This window comes from Thermaerobacillus caldiproteolyticus (assembly GCF_015326725.1).
Taxonomy (GTDB): domain Bacteria; phylum Bacillota; class Bacilli; order Bacillales; family Anoxybacillaceae; genus Thermaerobacillus; species Thermaerobacillus caldiproteolyticus.
In genome coordinates, this window is sequence record NZ_CP064060.1 from 159,759 (window position 1) to 181,055 (window position 21,297).

31 protein-coding genes are annotated in these 21,297 nt (G+C 39.3%); all 31 read left to right on the top strand.

Annotated features, from left to right (window positions below; genetic code table 11):
• Positions 1 to 107: 107 nt before the first annotated feature.
• Entirely contained in the window at positions 108 to 1,004 is an 897-nt protein-coding gene (locus tag ISX45_RS00840) for a helix-turn-helix domain-containing protein (RefSeq protein WP_194519741.1), read from the top strand.
• Complete coding sequence (locus ISX45_RS00845; RefSeq protein ID WP_228485686.1) at positions 940 to 1,839, top strand: DnaA ATPase domain-containing protein; 900 nt, start codon at positions 940 to 942, stop codon at positions 1,837 to 1,839. Before ISX45_RS00840 ends, ISX45_RS00845 begins: the two co-directional genes overlap by 65 nt.
• Positions 1,840 to 1,855: 16 nt before the next feature.
• Positions 1,856 to 2,035 (top strand): DUF5320 domain-containing protein, encoded by a 180-nt coding sequence (locus ISX45_RS00850; RefSeq protein WP_194519742.1) that lies wholly within the window; start codon positions 1,856 to 1,858, stop codon positions 2,033 to 2,035.
• Positions 2,036 to 2,037: 2 nt separating this feature from the next.
• The gene (locus tag ISX45_RS00855) at positions 2,038 to 2,229 is read left to right on the top strand and encodes a Fur-regulated basic protein FbpA (protein WP_194519743.1); all 192 of its coding nucleotides are present in this window, start codon (positions 2,038 to 2,040) and stop codon (positions 2,227 to 2,229) included.
• 135 nt (positions 2,230 to 2,364) lie between these two features.
• Entirely contained in the window at positions 2,365 to 2,802 is a 438-nt protein-coding gene (locus ISX45_RS00860) for a RusA family crossover junction endodeoxyribonuclease (RefSeq protein ID WP_194520585.1), read from the top strand.
• A gap of 12 nt (positions 2,803 to 2,814) precedes the next feature.
• Positions 2,815 to 3,342: a putative metallopeptidase gene (locus tag ISX45_RS00865; protein WP_194519744.1), complete on the top strand. Its 528-nt coding sequence runs from the start codon at positions 2,815 to 2,817 to the stop codon at positions 3,340 to 3,342.
• A 117-nt stretch (positions 3,343 to 3,459) separates the two neighbouring features.
• Positions 3,460 to 3,654 carry an XtrA/YqaO family protein gene (locus ISX45_RS00870; RefSeq protein ID WP_194519745.1) on the top strand — a complete coding sequence of 65 codons (195 nt, stop codon included), beginning with the start codon at positions 3,460 to 3,462 and terminating at the stop codon, positions 3,652 to 3,654.
• A 75-nt stretch (positions 3,655 to 3,729) separates the two neighbouring features.
• Entirely contained in the window at positions 3,730 to 4,533 is an 804-nt protein-coding gene (locus ISX45_RS00875) for a DUF5986 family protein (RefSeq protein WP_194519746.1), read from the top strand.
• Between the two features lie 29 nt (positions 4,534 to 4,562).
• Complete coding sequence (locus ISX45_RS00880) at positions 4,563 to 5,735, top strand: helix-turn-helix domain-containing protein (RefSeq protein ID WP_194519747.1); 1,173 nt, start codon at positions 4,563 to 4,565, stop codon at positions 5,733 to 5,735.
• A gap of 97 nt (positions 5,736 to 5,832) precedes the next feature.
• The gene (locus ISX45_RS00885) at positions 5,833 to 6,282 is read left to right on the top strand and encodes an ArpU family phage packaging/lysis transcriptional regulator (protein ID WP_194519748.1); all 450 of its coding nucleotides are present in this window, start codon (positions 5,833 to 5,835) and stop codon (positions 6,280 to 6,282) included.
• A gap of 137 nt (positions 6,283 to 6,419) precedes the next feature.
• A complete protein-coding gene (locus tag ISX45_RS00890; protein WP_194519749.1) occupies positions 6,420 to 7,142 on the top strand; it encodes a TIGR04255 family protein in 723 nt (240 codons plus the stop codon).
• A gap of 1 nt (position 7,143) precedes the next feature.
• A complete protein-coding gene (locus tag ISX45_RS00895) occupies positions 7,144 to 7,632 on the top strand; it encodes a hypothetical protein (RefSeq protein WP_194519750.1) in 489 nt (162 codons plus the stop codon).
• Positions 7,633 to 7,636: 4 nt separating this feature from the next.
• Entirely contained in the window at positions 7,637 to 7,999 is a 363-nt protein-coding gene (locus ISX45_RS00900; protein ID WP_194519751.1) for a hypothetical protein, read from the top strand.
• An 80-nt stretch (positions 8,000 to 8,079) separates the two neighbouring features.
• Complete coding sequence (locus ISX45_RS00905; protein ID WP_194519752.1) at positions 8,080 to 8,502, top strand: hypothetical protein; 423 nt, start codon at positions 8,080 to 8,082, stop codon at positions 8,500 to 8,502.
• Between the two features lie 443 nt (positions 8,503 to 8,945).
• Entirely contained in the window at positions 8,946 to 9,374 is a 429-nt protein-coding gene (locus ISX45_RS00910; protein WP_228485599.1) for a DUF6173 family protein, read from the top strand.
• A 46-nt stretch (positions 9,375 to 9,420) separates the two neighbouring features.
• Positions 9,421 to 9,726 carry a hypothetical protein gene (locus tag ISX45_RS00915; protein WP_194519753.1) on the top strand — a complete coding sequence of 102 codons (306 nt, stop codon included), beginning with the start codon at positions 9,421 to 9,423 and terminating at the stop codon, positions 9,724 to 9,726.
• Positions 9,727 to 9,761: 35 nt separating this feature from the next.
• Positions 9,762 to 9,908 carry a hypothetical protein gene (locus ISX45_RS00920; RefSeq protein ID WP_194519754.1) on the top strand — a complete coding sequence of 49 codons (147 nt, stop codon included), beginning with the start codon at positions 9,762 to 9,764 and terminating at the stop codon, positions 9,906 to 9,908.
• Positions 9,908 to 10,255: an HNH endonuclease gene (locus tag ISX45_RS00925; protein WP_194520587.1), complete on the top strand. Its 348-nt coding sequence runs from the start codon at positions 9,908 to 9,910 to the stop codon at positions 10,253 to 10,255. Before ISX45_RS00920 ends, ISX45_RS00925 begins: the two co-directional genes overlap by 1 nt.
• 96 nt (positions 10,256 to 10,351) lie before the next feature.
• The gene (locus tag ISX45_RS00930; protein ID WP_194519755.1) at positions 10,352 to 10,738 is read left to right on the top strand and encodes a phage terminase small subunit P27 family; all 387 of its coding nucleotides are present in this window, start codon (positions 10,352 to 10,354) and stop codon (positions 10,736 to 10,738) included.
• Positions 10,739 to 10,744: 6 nt separating this feature from the next.
• Positions 10,745 to 12,472, top strand: coding sequence for a terminase large subunit (locus ISX45_RS00935; RefSeq protein WP_194519756.1), 1,728 nt, complete (start codon positions 10,745 to 10,747; stop codon positions 12,470 to 12,472).
• Between the two features lie 14 nt (positions 12,473 to 12,486).
• Positions 12,487 to 13,656 carry a phage portal protein gene (locus ISX45_RS00940; RefSeq protein ID WP_228485600.1) on the top strand — a complete coding sequence of 390 codons (1,170 nt, stop codon included), beginning with the start codon at positions 12,487 to 12,489 and terminating at the stop codon, positions 13,654 to 13,656.
• Positions 13,656 to 14,231 (top strand): HK97 family phage prohead protease, encoded by a 576-nt coding sequence (locus ISX45_RS00945; protein ID WP_194519757.1) that lies wholly within the window; start codon positions 13,656 to 13,658, stop codon positions 14,229 to 14,231. The genes ISX45_RS00940 and ISX45_RS00945 overlap by 1 nt, the downstream gene beginning before the upstream one ends.
• Positions 14,228 to 15,553: a phage major capsid protein gene (locus tag ISX45_RS00950; RefSeq protein ID WP_194519758.1), complete on the top strand. Its 1,326-nt coding sequence runs from the start codon at positions 14,228 to 14,230 to the stop codon at positions 15,551 to 15,553. The genes ISX45_RS00945 and ISX45_RS00950 overlap by 4 nt, the downstream gene beginning before the upstream one ends.
• 17 nt (positions 15,554 to 15,570) lie before the next feature.
• Entirely contained in the window at positions 15,571 to 15,840 is a 270-nt protein-coding gene (locus ISX45_RS00955) for a head-tail connector protein (RefSeq protein ID WP_194519759.1), read from the top strand.
• On the top strand, positions 15,812 to 16,150 hold the full coding sequence (locus tag ISX45_RS00960; RefSeq protein ID WP_194519760.1) for a phage head closure protein: 339 nt from the start codon (positions 15,812 to 15,814) through the stop codon (positions 16,148 to 16,150). The genes ISX45_RS00955 and ISX45_RS00960 overlap by 29 nt, the downstream gene beginning before the upstream one ends.
• Positions 16,150 to 16,509, top strand: coding sequence for an HK97-gp10 family putative phage morphogenesis protein (locus ISX45_RS00965; protein ID WP_194519761.1), 360 nt, complete (start codon positions 16,150 to 16,152; stop codon positions 16,507 to 16,509). Before ISX45_RS00960 ends, ISX45_RS00965 begins: the two co-directional genes overlap by 1 nt.
• Positions 16,506 to 16,841: a tail completion protein gp17 gene (gene gp17 / locus ISX45_RS00970; protein WP_194519762.1), complete on the top strand. Its 336-nt coding sequence runs from the start codon at positions 16,506 to 16,508 to the stop codon at positions 16,839 to 16,841. The genes ISX45_RS00965 and gp17 overlap by 4 nt, the downstream gene beginning before the upstream one ends.
• Positions 16,842 to 16,844: 3 nt before the next feature.
• Positions 16,845 to 17,405 (top strand): major tail protein, encoded by a 561-nt coding sequence (locus tag ISX45_RS00975; RefSeq protein ID WP_194519763.1) that lies wholly within the window; start codon positions 16,845 to 16,847, stop codon positions 17,403 to 17,405.
• Between the two features lie 62 nt (positions 17,406 to 17,467).
• Entirely contained in the window at positions 17,468 to 17,782 is a 315-nt protein-coding gene (locus tag ISX45_RS00980) for a hypothetical protein (protein ID WP_194519764.1), read from the top strand.
• A gap of 44 nt (positions 17,783 to 17,826) precedes the next feature.
• Positions 17,827 to 17,994 (top strand): hypothetical protein, encoded by a 168-nt coding sequence (locus tag ISX45_RS20150; protein ID WP_407649685.1) that lies wholly within the window; start codon positions 17,827 to 17,829, stop codon positions 17,992 to 17,994.
• Positions 17,995 to 18,009: 15 nt separating this feature from the next.
• Positions 18,010 to 21,297 carry a phage tail tape measure protein gene (locus ISX45_RS19340; RefSeq protein WP_228485601.1) on the top strand — a complete coding sequence of 1,096 codons (3,288 nt, stop codon included), beginning with the start codon at positions 18,010 to 18,012 and terminating at the stop codon, positions 21,295 to 21,297.

Below are 21,297 nucleotides of genomic sequence, written 5' to 3' on the forward strand. Positions count from 1 at the left end.
AGTACATCAAGGGATATATCAAAAGCAGTCATCCCGGCCTCAAGCCGGTGAGGGTAGAAGGTTCGTTTGTCATATGCGTCAAGAAATAGGAAAGCCGAGGTGATACGATGCCCGAAAGTTTTTATTTCCCTGTTTATTCAGGATTATTAACTTCACAGCATAGAGAAAGAATCGGACCAGCAATTTGGGAGTTTTTATGGCTCGTTTCTAAAGTCACAAAGGAGGTACAGGAGGAAGGTGAAACTTGGGGCATCGTACTCGGTGGCAAACCTGTGAAACTTGCAGAAATTGCTGCCGAACTCGGTGAAAGTGAACGGAATGCAAAAAGGAATCTTGCGCGTTTAAAAGATGAAGGTTACATCGAAACGGTTCGTGCTCCGTATGGAGAGATTTACAAAGTTCGAAAATCGAAGAAATTTATCTCTAAAAAGAGAAGTGCCAAAAATGGCACACCTGCCGATGAGAGAGAGGACAAATATGTCCCATCTCACGGCGAGAGAAGGGACAAAAATGTCCTATCTGAACAAAGAGAAGGGACAAATTTGTCCAAGAGATGGGACGAAAATGTCCCATCTAATAAAGATATAAAAGATATAAAAAATATTAAAGAAGAAGAGGAAGATAGAATGAATCATTTTCAGTTAATAGCTAACAAATTCATTCAAAGAAGAGCACATGGTTTTGATTTGTCTCCTGATGATGAATTAGCCATTCATAGATTGTTAGGTGACAACATCCCTATAGACATCATTCTGAAATACATTGATGAAATTTTCGATGAGTACAAACCAAAGCATCGGTTAGATTACATTCGAAGTTTCACCTATTTAGAAAAGGTCATTCTGGATCGTTATTTTGGTCAAAAAGGAGAGGGAATAACCAGTGACGACACGGTTCACAAGCATCGCCGAGGTGTTAGCAGACCTACAAAAGAAGGCAGTGAAAAAGACCGAACAGTCCCAAACATCGAGCCAGGAAAACGACCATTTATTAAAACAATATGATTGTCCAAGATGCAAAGACCAAGGCCATATTATTAAACGAGTACCGGACATAAACCCGGAAACAGGGGAACAAAAGAAACACCCAAAAACAGGGGAGCCATTATTTACAGACATAGCCGTTAAATGCGAATGTTTTGAACGCAAAGCGTTAGCGGCTCGTTTAAAAAACGCAATGATCCCGGAAGAATTTATAAACGCGCGCTTTGATAATTACGAGCGAGAAAAACCATTTCAGCGGCTTCTTTATAACGCCATGGTTAACTACCTAAAGGAGTTTAGCAGTATACGGAACAGCAAGCATAACAGCATAGGTTTTATTGCAACATACGGCGAGGCAAAAATAAAAGCTTTACCGCCGGGAGAACGAAATAGGGTTAGACAGCAGCACAATAACTACGGATTAGGCAAAACACACTTACAAATGGCAGCGGCGAAATGGTTGATTTATAACGCCAAAGTACCGGATGAAAACGGCCATATGCGAGGTTGTCGTGTGTTATGTATATCCGATACTTTCATAGAGGATTTGAGCGCGGCAAAGCGTTTCAACGACGACGGCGAACAATTCAACAAGTTACTATACACGGCGATCCATTGGGCAGACGTTTTAGTTTGGGATGAATTAGGAAAGTTAAAACACACAGAAACGCGCGAGGGGTTGTACTACCGCATAATTAACGAGCGGTACAAAATGCAAAAGCCGATCATTTTTAATTCAAACGAAGACGCGGACACGCTAGAGGACAAAATTGGCTTTGCCGCGGCTGACCGGCTTTTTGGAATGGCGAAAAACCATTTATACGCTGTCGAGGGCGAAAGCTACCGGACGAAATAAAGTGGGGGGTTGAATCATGCACGAGGTAAACAAACGGATTGAAGAGACAAATGCGACGTATTTAGGCGCGGGTATGTATCTATTTGAACCACAGCCATTAACTTCGGAACAAAAGGCAGCATTCAAACAAGAAATGGCGGCTCTACGCCGACGAATTCAGGAAGCAAAAGAACGATTGAAACAGGAGGTGTGCTGATAATGTCAGTTCCAAAAGAAGCCGTTGCAAAACGGAAGCAGTATCTGATCGATTACCTTATCGACCATGAGGTTTACGAGGCGAAAGATGGCAGACAGCTTTATGAGTTACATCTAGGTGAACTGGAACGGATGTATATCGAAGTGAGATGCAAAATCGGAAGGGAGATGTCACGGCATGAAGATACAGTTTAGCCAAGAACTTAAGCGACAGATTGTTATCCGCCAGCTGTTAGACATGGGAATTACCGAACATCAAGGTCAATCCATCTATGATTTGGACTACTACACATTGCGTCATGTGCTAGTGATGGAGAGGGTTAAATCATGATGATTCAATTTACTGTCTATGGCGAGCCTGTCGCTCAAGGGCGACCACGGGCAACTACGGTCAACGGCCATATCCGAATGTATGACCCGAAAAAATCGAGCGATTTCAAAGATTACGTTAGATTAGTAGCTTCCGAGCACCGTCCAGAAAAATTGCTCGAGGGACCTATCTCCCTTGTCGTTAAGGTGTACAAGCCTACATTGAAAAGCTTTAGCAAAAAGAAAAAAGCAGCAGCCGAAGCCGGCCAACTGCGACCAACAAGCAAGCCAGACGTGGATAACTACGTCAAAGGCGTAAAGGACGCTCTTAAAAACGTCATTTGGAAGGACGACAGCCAAGTAGTAGACCTACATATTTCCAAATGGTACAGCGAAACACCACGGGTGGAAATCACCATTGTTCCTTTAGAGGAGCAGCAACAAACTCTATTAATCTAGGAGGTTATCAATATGGCAGGAGCATTTTTTAAAGAAGCAACAGAAGTAAGAGAAATTGCTGAGGATATCATCGACAAGTATCATCCTCATCTTCAAGATGCAAAAGATGTCATTGGCTACTACTTCCGTGAAGGTGCAAGCGATTGGGCTGGAAAGGCAAAAAAATGCACGGCGTTTGAAAGATATGTAACTGGAAAAATGCTTTTTGTGTTCATCAATGCTGAGGCTTGGAATGCTATGAAGCATGAACAACGTGTCGCTCTCGTCGATCATGAGTTATGTCATTTCTCTCGTAAGAGCTTTAAAGATGTTGATCCAGAGACAAAAGAGTGGATTACGATTTACGAAGACAAAAATGAATCAGATAGCTGGTCCATCAGAGAACATGACGTTGAGGAGTTTTCGGATGTTATCAAGCGCCACGGGTTATGGGATACCGGAATCGAAAAGTTTGCTGCAGCAGTTCGTGAAGCCGATTATCAGATGTCGTTGGACGATATTGAGCGTGAAGAGAAAAGAGTTCTTAGAGCTGTGAAGTAAACCAAAGGGAGCAGTTTTTCTGCTCCCCATGAAAACAATTCTTATCTTCTTTGGAATAAAGTAAAGTGGATTCACAAGTTTAACAGAAAGTATGGAAATAAGGCTGGGAGGAATCTTATGGGATTAAAAAAAATTGATGTGGATTCTCTTGTAGAGCAAATGAATATAAGCGTTGAAAGTAATTCAAAGATAGTTATGATTTCTGATGGAAAAATGAAAGAATTGGAGTTACCAAAATACGGAAGTATAGTTATTAAAGTAGTAGATGGGAAAATTACTAAATATGATGTAACTACAGGTGAATTATTTTAAATAAAACAGTACTTTGGTTGACTTTTTTTAATAAAATATGTAAAATGGTATCATCTTTAGAATAGAGGTGATACTATGTCCAGTTACTATATTCCAGTGGATAACGATGTTAAACACCAGATTGTAAGTCTGTTATCAGATGCTGTTCAAAACGATGTAAAAGAAATAATGGCAACTCACTATTTAGAGTTCTTTAACAGTGTACATTTTTTAACCTGGGATTTTATATATACGAGAATCTATAAGCAATTAAAAAATGAAAACATCATCTGCATTAAGTGCAGAAGAGGGCCATGGTCTTTCATTCTTGTTTATGATCTTGAAAGTAAATATTTGTACTCATTTATGAAAGATAAAAGGTTAGATCAACTCATTGAAGAAAGAAAAAATCGGTCGTCTATTCACTATGTTGATGCATTAGTCACTATAAATACAGATGTCGAAGAATTAGACATTGACATGTCCAATGTTGAACAGCAACTAGAACTACTACCACTGGAAGAGGATAGTGACTGGCTAAAAGCAGTTGAGAAAATTTTAAGGGATATGTTAGGTATATATTATGGCAAAGTTGAAAAGTATGTGATAATAACATTTAATCAGTTTAAAGGTGAAGTCCAGTCGGTTAAGGCAACGTTATTGTCGCCGAATATGAATATTATTTATCAAGAGGACTGGAGCGAATTGATTAACGTTGAATACGACAAATCTTATATCAACTTTAGTGATTGGGACTTTGATGATGATGAAAATGAAGTAGACGATCTTGTTAAACTTAAACCTGATGTTGAGGAAGAATTTGTTAATAAAGGTGACTATGAAGAAGTAGTTAGCCCAAAAACAGAGGACAAAGAACAACAAGAGAAGGAAAAGGGTTAAACTAGGAACTTCTCTTAGGAGGAGTAAAAATGCTAAAAAATAATAATTTTAATGGAGAGAGATTAAAATTTGCACGTATTTATCGAGGATTAACTATTTCGGAATTGGCTGAGAAAATTGGTGTAAGTAAACAAATGATTTCAAAATACGAAAATAATAAGTCTGTGCCGACATTTGAGACACTATTATGCATAGTCGATGTACTTGATTTTCCAAAAGATTATTTCTTTGAAGAAGATCTAATAAAACCTAAGGTAGGTAATACTTATTTTAGGTCTCTTTTTTCCACGAGCAAAAAAGATCAGTTGATGCAGACTTATCGGATTAAACTTCTTTTTTCCATTCGACATCTTTTAGAAAAATATGTAGATTTTCCTGAGCTAGATATACCTGAAATTGATGAATCTCATTTAAACGACATTGAATATGTGAGTAAACAACTGAGGGAATATTGGGGACTTTCTGATGAACCCATTCCAAATATGGTTAGGTTGTTAGAGAAAAAGGGATTTATTGTTACAACATCAATGACAAACACTCCTGGTATTGATGCTTTTAGTCAAAAACAGGAATTTGATGGTAAAGATTATTATTTCATTATTCTTGGAGACGATAAAGGCTCGGCTGTTAGGAGACAGTTTGATGCAGCGCATGAATTAGGGCATATTATTCTTCACGACCCTTATTTAGATCTTTCAGAAGTAGATAAGGATCATTTTCGGGACATAGAACGTGAAGCAAATGAGTTTGCAGCAGCCTTTTTACTCCCAAAAGATGCGTTTGCAAGGGACATTGTTGACCATCCGGTTGATTTAGACAACTATCTATATCTAAAACGAAAATGGAAAGTATCTGTATCAGCCATGACTGTTAGAGCTTATAAAATCGGAGCAATCAATCAAAGTCAGTATCAATATCTTCAAAGAAAAATCAGCCAACAAAACTGGAGAAAAAAAGAGCCATTAGATGATACAATAAAATCAGCTTCTCCAGTGGCAATGAAAAAAGCAATTGAGCTGCTTATTGATAATAATATACTGTCAGGGTATGACATAATCAAAAAACTAAAAAGGGAATATAACATATCTCTGCAACCTAAAGAAGTAGAAACCTTGTTAAACCTCAAACCTGGATTGTTGGCTCCAGTAAAAGTTGAAACAGATAATATCGTAAATATAAAAGATTATTTAAATAACGATTAAATATTGAGGGTCTGATACCGAAAGCGGGAGGACACTAAATAACAGATTGAACCTGTTGTTTAGTGTCCTTTTTCATTATTTTTAAGGAGGTAGCAAGATGAAACAAATGACTTTCCAGTTGCCTGAAATCGATCGAGAGGAAACGAAAAAACGAGTAGAAGCAGCACTGGAGAAATATCGCTTTTATCTCCTGACGGTTCCAGAAGAACAATTACCAAAGGTGACAGCGACATATTCACTTGTTCCTCCTGCTCACACCAATGCTTTTCATTCATCTACAGAAACAGCAGTGATTGACAAGGTGGATTTTGAACGCGAACGAGATAAATATATGGAATGGATTAGACGCGGCGTGAATCGGCTTAGTCCGAGAGAACGGGAGCTGATCATCAAGCGATACTTGAGCGATGAGGAAATGTATGATTATGAACTTTACAATGAGATGGGAATGAGTGAAAGCAAGTACTATCGATTGAGAGCACGGGCTTTTTATAAGCTGGCATTCATATTGCGAATTGAAGTGTACAAGGAAGAGGCACCTGTGTAGGTGTCTTTTTTTATTTTATTATTTAAAGGTTTTTTTCTTTTGAATATAGAAATAATAAAAAATAATAACTGATTTCTTGTTTTGTTTAGAAAAAAACTGTTATAATCGTTTACGTACATAAAATTGGGGGTTTTTTTATGGAAAGGAAATATTATAAAAATCCACCTGTGAAAGAAGTGATTTGTGAATTTAAATTTGATTCTACTTCTCCTTGGGACTCAACAATTCCTGGGCTTATTTACGAGGGAATAAAGGGGCAATATCCTAAAAAAGTTCAAGGGAAAGAGTTGGAAATAGGTATATCTAATGAAGGAATTGAACAAAACCTTAGGATTTCTGAGCGATTACAACTAAGCAGCGAAGACGAAAAAGTAATTATACAAATTGGTCCTCATCATTTAATTATTAATTCACTAATACCATATACTAATTGGGATGATTATTTAAAATTAGTTGACCAAATACTTAATGTCTATATAAGTGTTGCTGAACCAGTCGGAATCGAAAGAACACTACTTCGCTACATTAATGAAATTAGATTTGAATCTGATACTGTAGAGTTAAAGGACTATTTTAATTTTTATCCATATTTAGGAGAAGGTTTACCACCCGATTATTCCTCCTTTATTTTGGGAGTCCAGATTCCTTTTGAGGACGATAAGGATATTTTAAGATTACAGATGAATAGTACGGAAGATTTTTCTATAATACTCGATCTTACATATTTTAGTGGGAAAACAGAGTCCATAAATTTCGAAAAGTTATATAGCTGGTTAGATAAAGGTCACGAAAGAATAGTGTCTACATTTGAGGCCTGCATAAAAGATTCTTTAAGAAAAATCTTTGGGGAGAGTGATTAAAATGAAGTTGGGAGTGTTATCTAATCCATGGCAACACACTAACTCACTCTTTAACTTTATTCCATCACTCTTTCAAAAAGTGTCTTCTGTTTCAATTACACCTACTTCAATAACAGCTGGCCTAAGTGAATGGGATAAAAGTGAAGATTTATCTATTTATAAGAACTATAACAAGCAAATTGAGTTATTAGATAGTATATATGTATTTAGTGACTATATGTCAGTTAGCACTTTTCTAAAAAAGAATAGCTTCTTATTAGAGTTATTATTTGAGGCATTTTTAAGGATTAGACACATCTTTGGTTCTAATGTGCAACTTTCTTTATCAGTTGATAAAAATGATGGGGATGAAGGTAAGCTATATTTACTTATCAAGTCAAAAAAAGATCCTGGATTGTTATACACCCTTTTAGATAAACTCGATGAAACATGGTGGTTTAATAATCTTCATCGTGCCAAATCCAAAATGAATATTGATTTGGAGTTCTGATTCAATGTTCAATTGGAATGGTTATCTCGATTTAGCAATCGAGTTGTCTGAAAGGGAAGAGGAGAGCTGTAAAAGGTCTGCTATAAGTAGAGCTTATTATTCAGCTTATTGTAATGCGAGGAATTTTTTGGAAGACCAAGGGTATTCTTTAGATTCCAAGGAAAATGCGCATGCAGCTGTTTGGAATACGTTCTTCATGATTCGCAAAAACGGTCTAAATCGAATAGCGGCTATCGGTGATAGACTCAAAAGGAAAAGACAACAGGCTGATTATGATAATAAAATTGAACAATTAAATATAATTACTCAAAGGGCAATTGACGAGGCTAAACAAATTCAAAGTATCTTAGAACAAAATAAAAAATAGCAAGTTTTTAGTAAACTCATGTGTTAAGCATCCGTATACAGGATGCTTTTTTCGTGATTGGGGAGGAGGAATTACAAAATTTGAATAAAGTTAAAATGTATTTACAGAAAGTAGCAGTTTTGGTTACAGGCGTATTTGTAACACTTATCATCATTGTTGGCTCGTTAACTGGTACTTATAATAATCAAAGCTTATTTTCCGAATTAATGAAAGAAACAGCAAAATTAAATTTAAGTATAGGAATCGGATTAGGAGCCTTAGTTATCACATGTTTAACTGTCCAAAATAAAACTGATATCAAAGTAAATAAAGAGAGGTATTACGGGTACATAGGTGCAATGTTTTATTTTATTTTGCTTAATATAGGGGTGTTTTATTTAGCGTATTTTCCTCTAAACTTTAAAGGATTACAGATTTTTTATTATATTTTAACCTTATCTGTTAATGCTCTTTTATTATTTTCAACAGTACATGTATTAAAATTAATTTTTAATAAGAAATAATAGACTAAATCTAATAAGCAATATTATGAAAGAAAACTGATAGAAAACTGACGGAAAAATGACAGAAAGACGACAGATTATTTTGTTTTAGGCATGTTATGATTGTATCGTGGGATATGAAGCAGGGCGAAACTTCCAAACAGAAGGCTTTTTTACCTAGCGTCACCCGATTGGGTGGCGTTTTTATTTTGCTATGCAACGAAACCAAATTATGTCATCTCCGTATATAAAAATGGAAAGGGGGATGACAGAGTGCTAAACGGAATTGATTTGTCTCAGATTTATGAATTTGCTAGTCCATTTGTTAAAGGATTAATGCCTGTCACCATTGCGGCAATCTTAGTTAATAAATATTTGAAATAAATGTCGGCATCTAACAGAAAATTGGTGAAGGAAAATGTCTCATTTTGTCGAATTGAGTAGGCGAAGGGAAGGTGTTACATATGAGTAAAGATGCCTTTGGATTCTCAGAATCAGCCGGACTTTCGATGTTGGCTGCTGGTCTTTCGAAAACAGTTATTGAACCACCAAAGTTAAATTTTCCTGCAATTAAATTTCCAAATAATCCTAATTTAGCAAGTGAATTTTATAAAAGACTAGTTAAAATGATTAATGAGTTTGACGAGAAATTAGATCAGGAACATGAAGTAGGCGTTAGACTAGTTTCCTATGGACAGACGATTCAGTTTCATATTGAGGATTTAGGTTATTATGACCCTAGTTTAATTATATTTTACGGAAGATTAGAAGATGGTACCAAGGTAGAGTTGATTCAACATGTATCACAAATAAGCTTTTTATTAATGGCTGTGAAGAGATTGAATCCAGAGAAACCGAAAAGACGGATTGGATTTAATTCTGAAGAAGAATGAGAAGCATCCTTTGGGGTGCTTTTTTTATTTGTGAGGTGAAAGGCAAATGCCTAACGTTAAATGCGATCACTGCCAAAATGAATTTGAAATCAATCTCAAAACAAGAACTATAGAACGTGATATTGAGTTAGCTTATTTTATTTGTCCTAACTGTAAACATGAATATCGTTCTTTCTATACGAATGAGAAGATTAGAACAAGGCAGGATAAGATAAAGGAATTATGGGCTAAAGCAAGAAGGACTCTGAACGAGAATAAGTTGAAGCAAATCATTTGTCGCATAGATGAATTAGTCGAGCAGAACAAAGAGGAAATGAGTAGATTACGTGAACGTTATGAAGCATCTAATTAGGATGCTTTTTTATTTTACGAAAGGAGAGGATGTATATGCAAATCATTCGCGAAACAGCTACGCATATTCAAAAGTGGGATGAGAAGAACAAACGGGTAGTGATGGAGTTAAAGGAGAAAGCAACAGATAAGAAGACAACAAAGAGCAAAGCATCAACCAAAGAAAAAGTGGATGATGAATGATGCGTTACTGCAATTACAATGGATGCAACCAACGTGTCGAGCGTGGATTATATTGTGATGAACATAAGCTGAGATATAAACATCAGTCTAAAAACAAACCTTTTTACCGTTCGTTAGAATGGCAGCGAATGAGAGAATACATCTATGAACGTGATCGTGGTTGTTGCAAAGAATGCGGACGATTTGTATTTGGCAGACAAGCTCATGTTCATCACATCATTCCGATTAAAGAGAATCCTTCGCTAAAGCTCGATCCAGAAAACCTAATTCTTCTCTGCGAGTCTTGTCATAAAAAAGTTGAAGAAGGAAGTAAGAAATGGGAGGATAAGTCGTACTTTCGACTTTAGCCCCCCTATCCCATTTAGAAATGGACCAGACATTAGAGGACCGGCGGCGGCCTCAAACGTGCGCCAAGATGAAATTTTCAAAGGGGGTGTGAAAATTTGGATAAGAAACAAAAAGCTGCGATGACCAAAAAACGCAAAAAGGAACGGGAACGAATTGTCGATCTGTTAAAGGAAAACGGCACTTACAACAAATCGCTTGAACCGTTAATTGAGCTATACCTAGATGCTTACATGGTTTATTCGCATGTCTATGAACAATGGCGAGATGAAGGATTCCCTGCTACAAAAGAGCATACCAATAAAGCTGGTGCAAAAAATCAAATGAAGCATCCACTTGCCCAGCAAACAGCAGACTGGAATGCAAGAATGAGTAAACTTTTAGAGCAGTTAGGCTTAACGCCAAAAATGCAAAAACAAATTAGCGGTGAAGTAACGAATTCAACAACAGACGCTTTCCAGGCGTTCGCGAATAAATGGGATTGATGAACCATGATTGAACGTGGTGTGAATTATGCAGATTTATTTGCTAAAAAGGTAAAAAGAAACAAGAAAAAATATCCGAAAACCGTGATTCAAGCGGTTGAACGTTATGAGCGTTGGAAAAAGCGCAAAGATATTTGGCTTGATTTAGATGCTGCAAATCGAATGATGGATTTTGTAGAGACGTTCTGTATTTACGCAGAAGGTGAAGTTGCTGGTCAACATTACGATTTAAAAGATTGGCAGAAGTTCGCTTTCACTAACATTTATGGATGGAAAAAGAAAGATGACAAAGGTCAAGTTGTTCGAGTTATTCGGACAAGCTATATCCAAGTACCGCGTAAAAACGAAAAAACAACAATTGCGGCTGGTGCAGCGACATATGCACTTTATGCAGATGGAGAACTCGGCGCAGAATGCTTTACGGCAGCGGTTGATAAAGAGCAAGCGAACATTTCTGCGAAGAAAATCGCGATTACGATTGAAAATAGTCCTGACTTGAACCAACGCACGCAAATTTATAAGGGTCCCAAAGGCGGCGTGAATGCGATTGTTTACTCGTTTACGGTCAACGGTAAAAAGTTTAAGAACACGTTGCAGCCGTTGTCTCGTGAGACAAAAGGACTCGATGGAAAAAACCCTCACTTTGTTCTTCTTGACGAAGTACATGCTCAAGGTAACGCAGACATGTATGATGTCTTAAAGTCTGGTATGGGCGCAAGACGACAACCATTGATGATGATTGTTTCTACTGCTGGTAAAGGAACAACGTCTGTTGGTCTACAAATCTATGATTATTGCAAGAAAATCTTGAATGGCGAAGTCGATGATGATTCCTGGTTTGTTCTCATCTATGAACCAGACAAGGGTGATAGATGGGATGATCCTGCTGTTTGGGCAAAAGTGAATCCGAACTATGGTATTTCCGTTAAAAAAGATTATCTCATGAACCAATTTAAAGAGGCTCAAGTGTCTGCGGAACGAAAAGATGAATTTTTGGCAAAGCATTTAAACATTTTCGTTCGTTCGACCGGCACTTATTTTGAACGTGATATCGTCGAGAAGTGCCTAGTTGATGATTTAGGCGACTTAACAGGCATGATGTGTGTTGTTGGCCTAGACTTATCGAAAACAACCGACTTAACGTGCGTAAGTTTGAACTTTCCGGTTGTCGATGAAAGCGGAAAATCGAAGTTGAAAGTGAAACAGATGTATTTTATTCCGTCAGAAGGTCTTGAGGCTCGTGAGAAAATGGAGAATATTCCATATCGTCACTTGGTTGAACGTGGATTTGTCACCTTGTGTGAAGGAAAAACTATTGATCATGACATGGTGCTAGAGTACATCAAGGAGCAGGCTCAGGTTTATGATATTAAGCAAATTAACTATGACCCTGCCCATGCTGTGAAACTGGTTGAAAAGTTAGAAATGGAAGGATTCGATTGTGTAGAGGTGCGGCAATATCCTTCTACGCTCAATGCGCCGTTTGATGATATCGAAATTTTAATGTATGAAGGTCGTGTTGAAACAGACAATCCATTGTTGATTTATTGTACAGAAAACGTCGTAGCATTTATCAATACACAGGGGTTGAAGGCACCATCTAAAAAACAAAGCCAACACAAAATTGATGGATTTGTGGCGATGCTTACTGCTCATAAAGAAACGATGAACATGATGATAGATGTAAATGAAGAAGAGTATATGGCCATGATTGAGGCTCTTTATAAGAGGTAAAGGAGGTGAGACACTTGGGATTGTGGCAACTCATAACTTCACGTATCAGTAGATTTCTCAAACGTGCCAGCTTTAGTATTTTTGATAATTTTTACTGGAATTATGGCGGTTACGTGACCGATGAAAATATTCTTCAATCGTCTGATATTTATAATCTCATGAAATTAATCAGTGATCAGATAGCGCTCACTGATTTTTTTATTGAGGATGAAAATGGAAAAGACATACGAGACTCTATGACTTTACGCATCTTACAGAATCCGAATCGATATTTAACAGAATTTGAGATGAAAAAGCTCATTGTCAATACTCTTTTGATACGTGGGAAAGTCTACATTTTTAAGAATGATGACGAATGGCACGTGCTAAACGGTGTTTATTCAGAACTATTAGAGGACGGCAGCAAGGTTTACAAAGTTGGCGGGGTAGAAATTCCGTCTGACATGATTGTTCATGTGAAAAACATCGGCACGAATCATTTAGATGGTGTTGGTCTGATTGATTTGGCGAAACAGACACTTGAAGGCGTGATGAACGCTGAAAATAGCTTAACAGATAAGTATAGAAAAGGTGGCTTATTAGCGTATTTGCTGAAATTGGATACGCATATTGCTCCAAATAACACAGCACAAAACGCCATGATTACGGCTATTTTAGATAAGCTGGAGCAGACCGGGCAAGGTAACAAAATTCAGCTCATTCCACTTGGGAAAGGATACGAGATTGAAGCTTTGCAAAGCCCGGTTGATGACGAAAAAATTCTTCAATATCTCTCTATCTACAAGAAGGATTTGGGGAAATTTTTCGGCGTGGACTTGGAACAATTGTTAGAGCTACAAAAGACGGATATGGAGCAATTCATGATGATGCTTCATACCACCGTATTGAAGCCGATTATCCGAAACCTTGAACAACATTTGACAAAACTTTTCTTCCCGAATGGTGGCAGACGAATTCGTTTTAAAATCAATACATTGGATTATGTAACGATGAAGACAAAGACGGATATTGCTTACAATTTGGTACGCACGTCCATTGCTACACCAAACGATGCGCGTGTAATGCTGGGTTTTGATAAGTTGGATCAAGACGAAGCTAAAAAACTATATATTTCAAAAGATTTAGTTGGTCTTGATAACCTTGAGTCTACTCTTAAAAAGACACTTAAAGGAGGTGAGACGTGATGGACGAGAAGGAAAAGCGTATTTTTACCTTATCGAATATCGAAATACGTGCTGGAACCGAAGGGAACTCGCAAGTCATTGAAGGATATGCGAGTATTTTTAATTCTCCAACCATGATTGGAGATATGTTTCAAGAAACAATTGCCCCCGGCGCTTTTGCAAAATCACTTGCAGAACAGGCAGACATTCGGGCGCTTTTTAATCACAATTGGGATTATGTTCTTGGCCGAACACGAAGCGGTACGCTCACTCTTGAAGAAGATGACAAGGGTTTGAAATTCCGGGTTACACCTCCAGACACCAGTTGGGCAAAGGATTTAATGATTTCTATGCAGCGCGGGGATATCAACCAATGCTCGTTTGGCTTTCAGGTTGTGAAAGATAGTTGGAATTGGGATGTAGAACCAGCGCAGCGAACTGTTCAGGAGGTCAAACTCTATGAAATTAGCATTGTAAGTCTTCCGGCTTATGAGGATACAGAAGCTTATGTCCGTGATAAGTTCACGGAACAGCGTGAATTGCACTACGAAAGACAAAAGTTAATTAGAAAGATTGAGGAGGCGTTGAAGCGATGAAAAAATATTTATTACGTCGAAAAGCACAATTAGAAAAACGATTAAAACAACTAAAAGAATTATTGGAAAAAGGTTCTGAAACTCGTTCAATGGAAGAAGTGCAAGCGGAAGTCGATGAATTGACAGCAGATTTAGAAGCTGTTAATGAAGCACTTGCAGAAATTGATGGTGCTAATGGTGGGGCTAGTAATGATGAATCAGGTGAAGGTTTAGAAGATGACGAAAACGATGAGGAAGGCGATGAGAATGACAACGACAATGAAGGTCAAGAAGGTAACAAAAACACTGGTGAAAAACGTTCTGCGGGCTTAACACAAGAACAGCGTGACGGCCTAACAAACATCATTAACAAGTCCCTTTCTTCACGTGTACAGGTAAAAACGAATGAAATGAAAACTCGAAATGCTTTCTGCCGATACCTTGTTGGTCAAATTAGCGAAAGCGAAGCTCGTGCGATGGGTGTTCAAACACATGGCGGTAACGTGCTTGTACCGGAATCTCTTGCACAAGAAATTATTTCTTATGCGCAAGAACAAAACTTATTACGTAAATACGGTACAGTACACCAAACAAAAGGAACTCAAGGATTCCCGATTCTGATTAAGAAGGCGAAAGCAAACAAAGTTTTAACAGAACGTGCGCTTAATCAACCGATTCCAGAGACAGACATCGACTTTGATGAATATTACTTAAATCCGACAGAAACAGATGCTCTTGTTCTTGTGACCAAGAAACTTCTTGCGATGTCTGATATGAATATCGAACGTCTTGTTGTCGATGAACTTAAAAAAGCATATGTTCGTGAAGAAGCAGAATTTTTCTTCAACAGTGCTGATAATCCTGGCGCTCTAATTACGAAAGCAGTAGAGTTCACACCAACAGTAACAGATATTTACGACAAATTCGTACAGCTCAAAAACAGCCTACCAACGTCTATGCTTGCGAATGCCCGTTGGATGATTAACCGTGCGGCATTAACGGCTATCGAAACGTTAAAAACAGCTGATGGCTTCCCGTTATTACGCACTGATGTAGGCATTTCTGGGTCATTTGGCTATCGATTATTAGGCTTTCCAGTCGATGTAACCGATTTTGTCGATGCAGATACACCAGACATTCAACGCTTGTACTTCGGTGACTTCTCTACTTTCCACATTCAAGACGTTATCGGCACAATGGAAGTCACGAAGTTGGTTGAAAAATATGCGGATACAAACCATGTCGGCTTCAAAATTTGGCACTTAAACGATGGTCAACTTGTGTATGGTCCGTTTGAGCCGTCTGTATTTAAGCTTGAATTGAATGCGCCAGCTACACCGTAATGGAAGGATGAAAGAGCATGGCGGTTACTCTTGAGATGTTAAAAGAACATCTCCGAATCGATGAGGGTATGGAAGATTCCATGCTCTCTTTTTATTTGGATACAGCAAAAAAATATGTCAAAAACGCAACGGGAACTGAATCGGATCATTTGGTATTGATTGTCGCCTCGATTTTTTACGAATATCGGGTGAGTGAGGATGAGATGAGAAAAGCGTTTGATGCGCTCACTCCACTTTTGGTACAGGAGGCGATGACGAATGGCGCGGCCGTTAACGAATCAGTTTAGACATCGTATCACCTTTCAGGAATACGATGAGAACGCTACAAATGAAAACGGCTTTCCTCTTGAAGAGGATCAGCGATGGAAAGACGTAAAAACTGTCTGGGCGATGATAAAGACGCTTCGAGGCCGCGAATACTACGAAGCCGCCACAACACAAAACGAAAATACGGTTCGTTTTGTCGTTCGCTACACAACTGGTATCAATCCAGACATGCGTATCAAATACAAGGACAGGACATTTGAAATTTTGTCTGTAATAAACGATGATGAGCGCAACATCACGCTGACCATCATCGCGAAAGAGGTGATGTGATGGGCCTCGAACTTCACGGAATGCAAGAACTATTACGTCAGCTTGAGCAAGTCGGTAGCGAAGCTGAGCGTGTCAAAAAAGACGCTCTGCTTGCTGGTGCTGAAGTCGTTCAACAAGCGGCATCAGAGAAAGCGCCACGCGATACGGGGAAGCTAGCCGAAAACATCGTGATTTCTGACATAAAAGAAGATGGAACCGTAGATATCGGTCCAGATCGTGACCGTTTCTACGGTCTTTTTCTTGAATTCGGAACATCAAAAATGGCTGCCAGACCGTTTCTCCAGCCGGCTTTTGAAGAAAACAAAGAGCAGGTACAGCAGAAAATGGCTGACGTGATACGCAGGGAGATGGGGCTATGAGTCTGAACAAACTGATTATCGATACATTGAAACCCGTCGGTGTTCCTGTTGCTTTCCAAACTTACAGCGGAACAGCGACAACATATATCACTTTTTTCGAGTACAATCAGTTTTCTGCTTTGAATGCAGATGACGAGGAACAATGGACAGCGCATTTCATACAAGTCGATGTGTGGTCGAAGGGAGACTATACATCAATAGTTCAACAAGTCAAAGACTTATTGAAAGAAGCTGGCTTTCGCCGGACAACTGAAACCGATCTATATGAACCGGACACCAAAATCTATCACAAGGTGCTCCGGTTTTCTTATGTAGAAGAAAGGGAGGAATAGAAAATGGCAGGAGTACAAGTTGGTTTAAAAGATTTACATTTTGCCATTATGAAGGATGACGAAACATATGAAACACCAGAGAAAATTGCAGGTGCCATTACAGCAAAAATTTCGCCTTCGTCCAATACCGAAACACTTTACGCGGATGATGGTCCATCTGAGACGGTTACTAGCTTAGGGGAAATTAAAGTGGAATTTGAAGTGAAAGACATTCCACTGGATATTCAGGCGAAGTTGCTTGGGCATACCGTCAATTCTGATGGTGTTTTGATAAAACAAGCAAGTGATACAGCTCCGTATGTAGCTATCGGTTTTAAATCCAAAAAGAGCAACGGCAAATATCGCTACGTTTGGCTTTACAAAGGAAAGTTTGAACTTCCGGAACAAGAATATAAAACAATGGAGGATAAGCCAGCTTTCCAAACTCCGAAGGTTTCAGGAACATTTGTGAAACGTGATAAAGACGGATTATGGCAAGCTATTGCGGATGAAGATTCACCAAACTTTACATCTGAAAAAGCGGCATCTTGGTTCACATCTGTTTACGAACCACCTGTTGCTTAATGAGCGAGAGAGAGGATACTCCTCTCTCTTTTTTATGCAATAAAAAGATAGGAGGAAAAAGTATGCCAGTTAAAAGCCTTGATGTGAAAGTAAAGAAAATTCCTGTTCAGTTGGATAAAGAACGTCATCTTGTTTTTGATTTAAACGCTTTTTGTGAACTCGAAGATAAATATGGCAGTCAAGAAGAAGCGTTGAATGCTCTTGGATCAGGATCATTTAAAGCAATCCGTACATTTTTGTGGGCTGGCTTGGTTCATGAAGATGAGAGTCTGACAGAAAAAGAAGTCGGAAAAATGATTGATATTGCGAACATTTCCGAATTAGCTAATGCAATCACCGAGGCAGTGAATAACGCTCTTCCTGAACCAAAAAACTAGAGGCCAATCCCGATCTTGCTGAGGAAAAAGGTTGGGATTGGCCTTTGCTTTTATACGTTGGAACCGTGGTTTTAGGCATGGATGAGAAGAATTTTTGGCGTTGTACACCACGGAAATTTTTTGCGCTTTGCGATGTCCATAGAAAAATAAACGGCGTCAACAATGGGCAGGAGGAAACGCAAACGGGGTATATCGACCAAGTTCTCTTTTAGCAAGGAGGTGAGAACATGGCAGAAGTCGGCGTTTTACGTGTCAGCTTGGGATTGGACAGCGCGGATTTTACGCGTAGTCTTGCAGAAATAAATCGGAAACTAAAAGCTGTTGAAAGTGAATTTAAAGCGGCAGGCGGTTCCATCAAGGGATTTGAAAACACGATGGAAGGTTTGCAGGCCAAGTCAGAGATGTTGACAAGAAAAATCGACTTGCAAAGCGCTAAAGTGCAGGAGTTGAAGCGTAGATACGAAGAATCGGCAGCAACAAAAGGAAAAGAAGCGGCTGAAACTGAAAAATTATTGATCGCTTATAACAAAGCAGTTGGTGATCTCAAAAAATTAGAAAATGAACTTCAACAAACTAGCGCCAAGCTTGATAAATTGTCCCAGGATGTTAACCAAAACACTACAGTTTGGGATAAAATGCGTGCAAAACTTAACGAAGTAGGGCAACGTTTGCAAGACGTCGGCAGTCGAATGCAATCAGTTGGCCAAGGAATTGCCATGACGTTTGGTGCTGCGAGTGCGGCAATTGGCGGAGCGCTTGGTTTCGCAGTCAAAAAATCAATGGATTTTGAAGCACAGCTTGACCGCGTTGGGGCCGTCGCGGGTGCTACTCCAGCGGAAATAAAAAAGCTAGAGAAAGCCGCACTTGATTTAGGTGCATCTACATCGAAATCTGCAACAGAAGTCGCGCAAGGAATGGAAATTATGGCCGCAATGGGATACAACACAAACCAAATCCTTGCGGCAATGCCAGGTATCATTGCGGCTGCAGAGGCTAGTGGCGAGGATATGGCACTTGTTACGGATACTGTGTCGTCAGCGTTGAACGCATTCGGATTAGAAGCAAGCGAAGCGAGCAGGGTAGCCGATGTTCTCGCACAAGCGGCGAACGATTCAGCGGCTGGCATTCAGGACATGCAATACACGTTCAAGTATGCGGCGCCGGTTGCAAAATCCCTTGGTATCTCCTTGGAACAACTCGCGGCTGCAACGGAAATCATGTCCAACTCTGGTATCCGTGGCGAGCAGGCCGGAACAACCTTGCGCGCTGCTTTGATTCGCTTGTCTGACCCTCCTAAAGAGGCTGCGGGGGCTCTTGCGGAGTTGGGGGTCAAAATCACCGATTCACAAGGGAAAATGCGTCCGTTTGGCGACATCATTGCCCAGCTATCCGAAAAGACAAAGAACATGAGCAATGCCCAAAAACTTGCTGCGTTATCTACTATTTTTGGCACAGAAGCGGCAAGTGGGATGCTAACAGTGATTGAAGCCGGACCGCAAAAACTAGATGCACTCACAAAATCGCTTCAAAACTCCGGTGGCGCATCTCAAGAGGCCGCAAAGAAAATGAAGGACAACTTGAAAGGCTCGCTGGAAGAACTGCAAGGGGCGTTTGAAACAGCGCAAATCACGATAGGGAATGCATTGGCTCCAGCTATCCAGAAAGTCGCGGAAGTGTTACAGGGATTGATTAATTGGTTCAATCAGCTTTCTCCAGCAACACAAAAATTTATCGCTATCGGAGCAGCTGTAACTGCTGTATTAACAGGAATAGTTGCGGCAATTGGTGTGGTATTAGCGGTGATTGGTGGGGCTGTTTCAGGATTAGGAGCAATTGCTTCAGCTCTTGGAATCGCTGGCGGAGCAGCGGGTTTGTTTTCTGCTGCAATAGGTGCTATTACTGGACCGATTGGTATTACGGTTGCGGCACTTGCCGGTCTCGGCGCCGGAGCAGTCGCGTTAGCGAATCATCTGAAAAAACCGTCCATAGAAGTTGATTTGTTCGGAAACAAAGTATCCGAAGCAACACAAAAAGCAGTTGGTGGCTTTCTCAAACTGAACGACCAAGCGACTCAAGCACTTAATCAACTTGATTGGTCAGGTCAAGTGGTTACGCAGAGCATTGTTGATAACATTGTTTCAAAGTTCAATCAGATGGGCGATCAAGTACTGACAGAGATGCAAAAAGACCATCAATCTCAACTGACGCAAATGCAAAACTTTTTTGCTCAAAGTAGTGCTTTGACTGAGGAAGAAGAAAAGAAAGCAATTGAAAAGCTCCAACAACATCAACAAGAACAACAAAACACTATTCAACAAGGACAACAGAGAATAGCAGAAATCTTGAATACAGCGAAAGAGCAAAAACGCGCCATTACGGATGCAGAGCGGCAAGAAATCAACCAAATTCAACAACAAATGGTTGAAACAGGGATTCAACATCTATCGCAAAATGAGCTTGAAGCTAAGTCTATTCTTGAACGAATGAAAGCACAAGCTGGGGAACTTACCGCACAACAAGCTGCTGAAGTCGTGAAAAATTCAAATAAACAAAAAGAAGAAGCTATTAAGGCGGCGAATGAGCAATATGATAAGGTCGTGCAAGAAATCATCCGTCAACGTGATGAAGTAGGAAGTATCTCCAGAGAACAAGCAGATAAATTGATTCAAGAAGCAACAAGGCAACGGGACGAAGCTGTAAAAAAAGCAACAGACATGCACAATCAAGTGGTTTCAGAAGCTCAAAAACAAGCAAATGAACACGTCGATAAGGTGAATTGGGAAACAGGCGAGGTTCTTTCTAAATGGGAAGTATTCAAAAACAATTTGAAAATCAAGTGGGAAGAGATTCAAAGTAATACATCTACTAAGCTCAATGAAATAGGGACAAATATTAAAAATAAATTTGAAGAAGCGAAAACGTCTGCTCAAAACAAAGTAGAAGAAATGAAAAATTCCGTCCGCAATAAGTTCGAAGAATTGAAGGTCTCTGTTCAGACGAAAATGTCAGAAGCTAAAAATAAAATCACAGAAATCTGGAATGAAGCGCAATCGTTTTTTTCAAATATCGACCTCAAACAAATCGGAAAAGACATCATTCAAGGTCTTATAGACGGTATATCTTCAATGGCTAGTGCGTTGTTTGAAAAAGCAAGGAGTATCGCTGACTCTATCAAATCAACCATCAAAAATGCGCTCGACATCAATTCTCCATCCCGTGTCATGCGCGACGAGATCGGGAAATGGATTCCACTTGGATTGGCGGAAGGTATCAATCGAAACATCAATGCGGTTGTGTCAGCAACTAACCGAATGGCACAGGCGGCTATTCCGGCTGTTCCTAAACTGAACGGAGCATCAGCAGGGGTCATTGGTTATGGAAGCATGCAAACCAATAACATCGCTAAATACGGTAACGTCAATATAAACGTCACGATTCCAGTGAGCGATTTACAACAGATTCAAACGGTGAATGACTTCTTCAACCGTCTAGGAATGAAAGTTAGACAAGCGTAA

Excerpts from the sequence above, each read along its gene's own strand:
- ISX45_RS00855 (WP_194519743.1), top strand. The coding sequence starts at position 2,038 with ATGTCAGTTCCAAAAGAAGCCGTTGCAAAACGGAAGCAGTATCTGATC.
- ISX45_RS00935 (WP_194519756.1), top strand. The coding sequence starts at position 10,745 with ATGATTGAACGTGGTGTGAATTATGCAGATTTATTTGCTAAAAAGGTA.
- ISX45_RS00885 (WP_194519748.1), top strand. The coding sequence starts at position 5,833 with ATGAAACAAATGACTTTCCAGTTGCCTGAAATCGATCGAGAGGAAACG.
- ISX45_RS00950 (WP_194519758.1), top strand. The coding sequence starts at position 14,228 with ATGAAAAAATATTTATTACGTCGAAAAGCACAATTAGAAAAACGATTA.
- ISX45_RS00880 (WP_194519747.1), top strand. The coding sequence starts at position 4,563 with ATGCTAAAAAATAATAATTTTAATGGAGAGAGATTAAAATTTGCACGT.
- ISX45_RS00900 (WP_194519751.1), top strand. The coding sequence starts at position 7,637 with ATGTTCAATTGGAATGGTTATCTCGATTTAGCAATCGAGTTGTCTGAA.
- ISX45_RS00965 (WP_194519761.1), top strand. The coding sequence starts at position 16,150 with ATGGGCCTCGAACTTCACGGAATGCAAGAACTATTACGTCAGCTTGAG.
- ISX45_RS00980 (WP_194519764.1), top strand. The coding sequence starts at position 17,468 with ATGCCAGTTAAAAGCCTTGATGTGAAAGTAAAGAAAATTCCTGTTCAG.
- ISX45_RS00975 (WP_194519763.1), top strand. The coding sequence starts at position 16,845 with ATGGCAGGAGTACAAGTTGGTTTAAAAGATTTACATTTTGCCATTATG.
- ISX45_RS00945 (WP_194519757.1), top strand. The coding sequence starts at position 13,656 with ATGGACGAGAAGGAAAAGCGTATTTTTACCTTATCGAATATCGAAATA.
- ISX45_RS00925 (WP_194520587.1), top strand. The coding sequence starts at position 9,908 with ATGCGTTACTGCAATTACAATGGATGCAACCAACGTGTCGAGCGTGGA.
- ISX45_RS00860 (WP_194520585.1), top strand. The coding sequence starts at position 2,365 with ATGATTCAATTTACTGTCTATGGCGAGCCTGTCGCTCAAGGGCGACCA.
- ISX45_RS00850 (WP_194519742.1), top strand. The coding sequence starts at position 1,856 with ATGCACGAGGTAAACAAACGGATTGAAGAGACAAATGCGACGTATTTA.
- ISX45_RS00920 (WP_194519754.1), top strand. The coding sequence starts at position 9,762 with ATGCAAATCATTCGCGAAACAGCTACGCATATTCAAAAGTGGGATGAG.
- ISX45_RS00955 (WP_194519759.1), top strand. The coding sequence starts at position 15,571 with ATGGCGGTTACTCTTGAGATGTTAAAAGAACATCTCCGAATCGATGAG.
- ISX45_RS00865 (WP_194519744.1), top strand. The coding sequence starts at position 2,815 with ATGGCAGGAGCATTTTTTAAAGAAGCAACAGAAGTAAGAGAAATTGCT.
- ISX45_RS00960 (WP_194519760.1), top strand. The coding sequence starts at position 15,812 with ATGGCGCGGCCGTTAACGAATCAGTTTAGACATCGTATCACCTTTCAG.
- ISX45_RS00890 (WP_194519749.1), top strand. The coding sequence starts at position 6,420 with ATGGAAAGGAAATATTATAAAAATCCACCTGTGAAAGAAGTGATTTGT.
- ISX45_RS00895 (WP_194519750.1), top strand. The coding sequence starts at position 7,144 with ATGAAGTTGGGAGTGTTATCTAATCCATGGCAACACACTAACTCACTC.
- ISX45_RS00915 (WP_194519753.1), top strand. The coding sequence starts at position 9,421 with ATGCCTAACGTTAAATGCGATCACTGCCAAAATGAATTTGAAATCAAT.
- ISX45_RS00870 (WP_194519745.1), top strand. The coding sequence starts at position 3,460 with ATGGGATTAAAAAAAATTGATGTGGATTCTCTTGTAGAGCAAATGAAT.
- ISX45_RS00840 (WP_194519741.1), top strand. The coding sequence starts at position 108 with ATGCCCGAAAGTTTTTATTTCCCTGTTTATTCAGGATTATTAACTTCA.
- ISX45_RS19340 (WP_228485601.1), top strand. The coding sequence starts at position 18,010 with ATGGCAGAAGTCGGCGTTTTACGTGTCAGCTTGGGATTGGACAGCGCG.
- gp17 (WP_194519762.1), top strand. The coding sequence starts at position 16,506 with ATGAGTCTGAACAAACTGATTATCGATACATTGAAACCCGTCGGTGTT.
- ISX45_RS00875 (WP_194519746.1), top strand. The coding sequence starts at position 3,730 with ATGTCCAGTTACTATATTCCAGTGGATAACGATGTTAAACACCAGATT.
- ISX45_RS00910 (WP_228485599.1), top strand. The coding sequence starts at position 8,946 with ATGAGTAAAGATGCCTTTGGATTCTCAGAATCAGCCGGACTTTCGATG.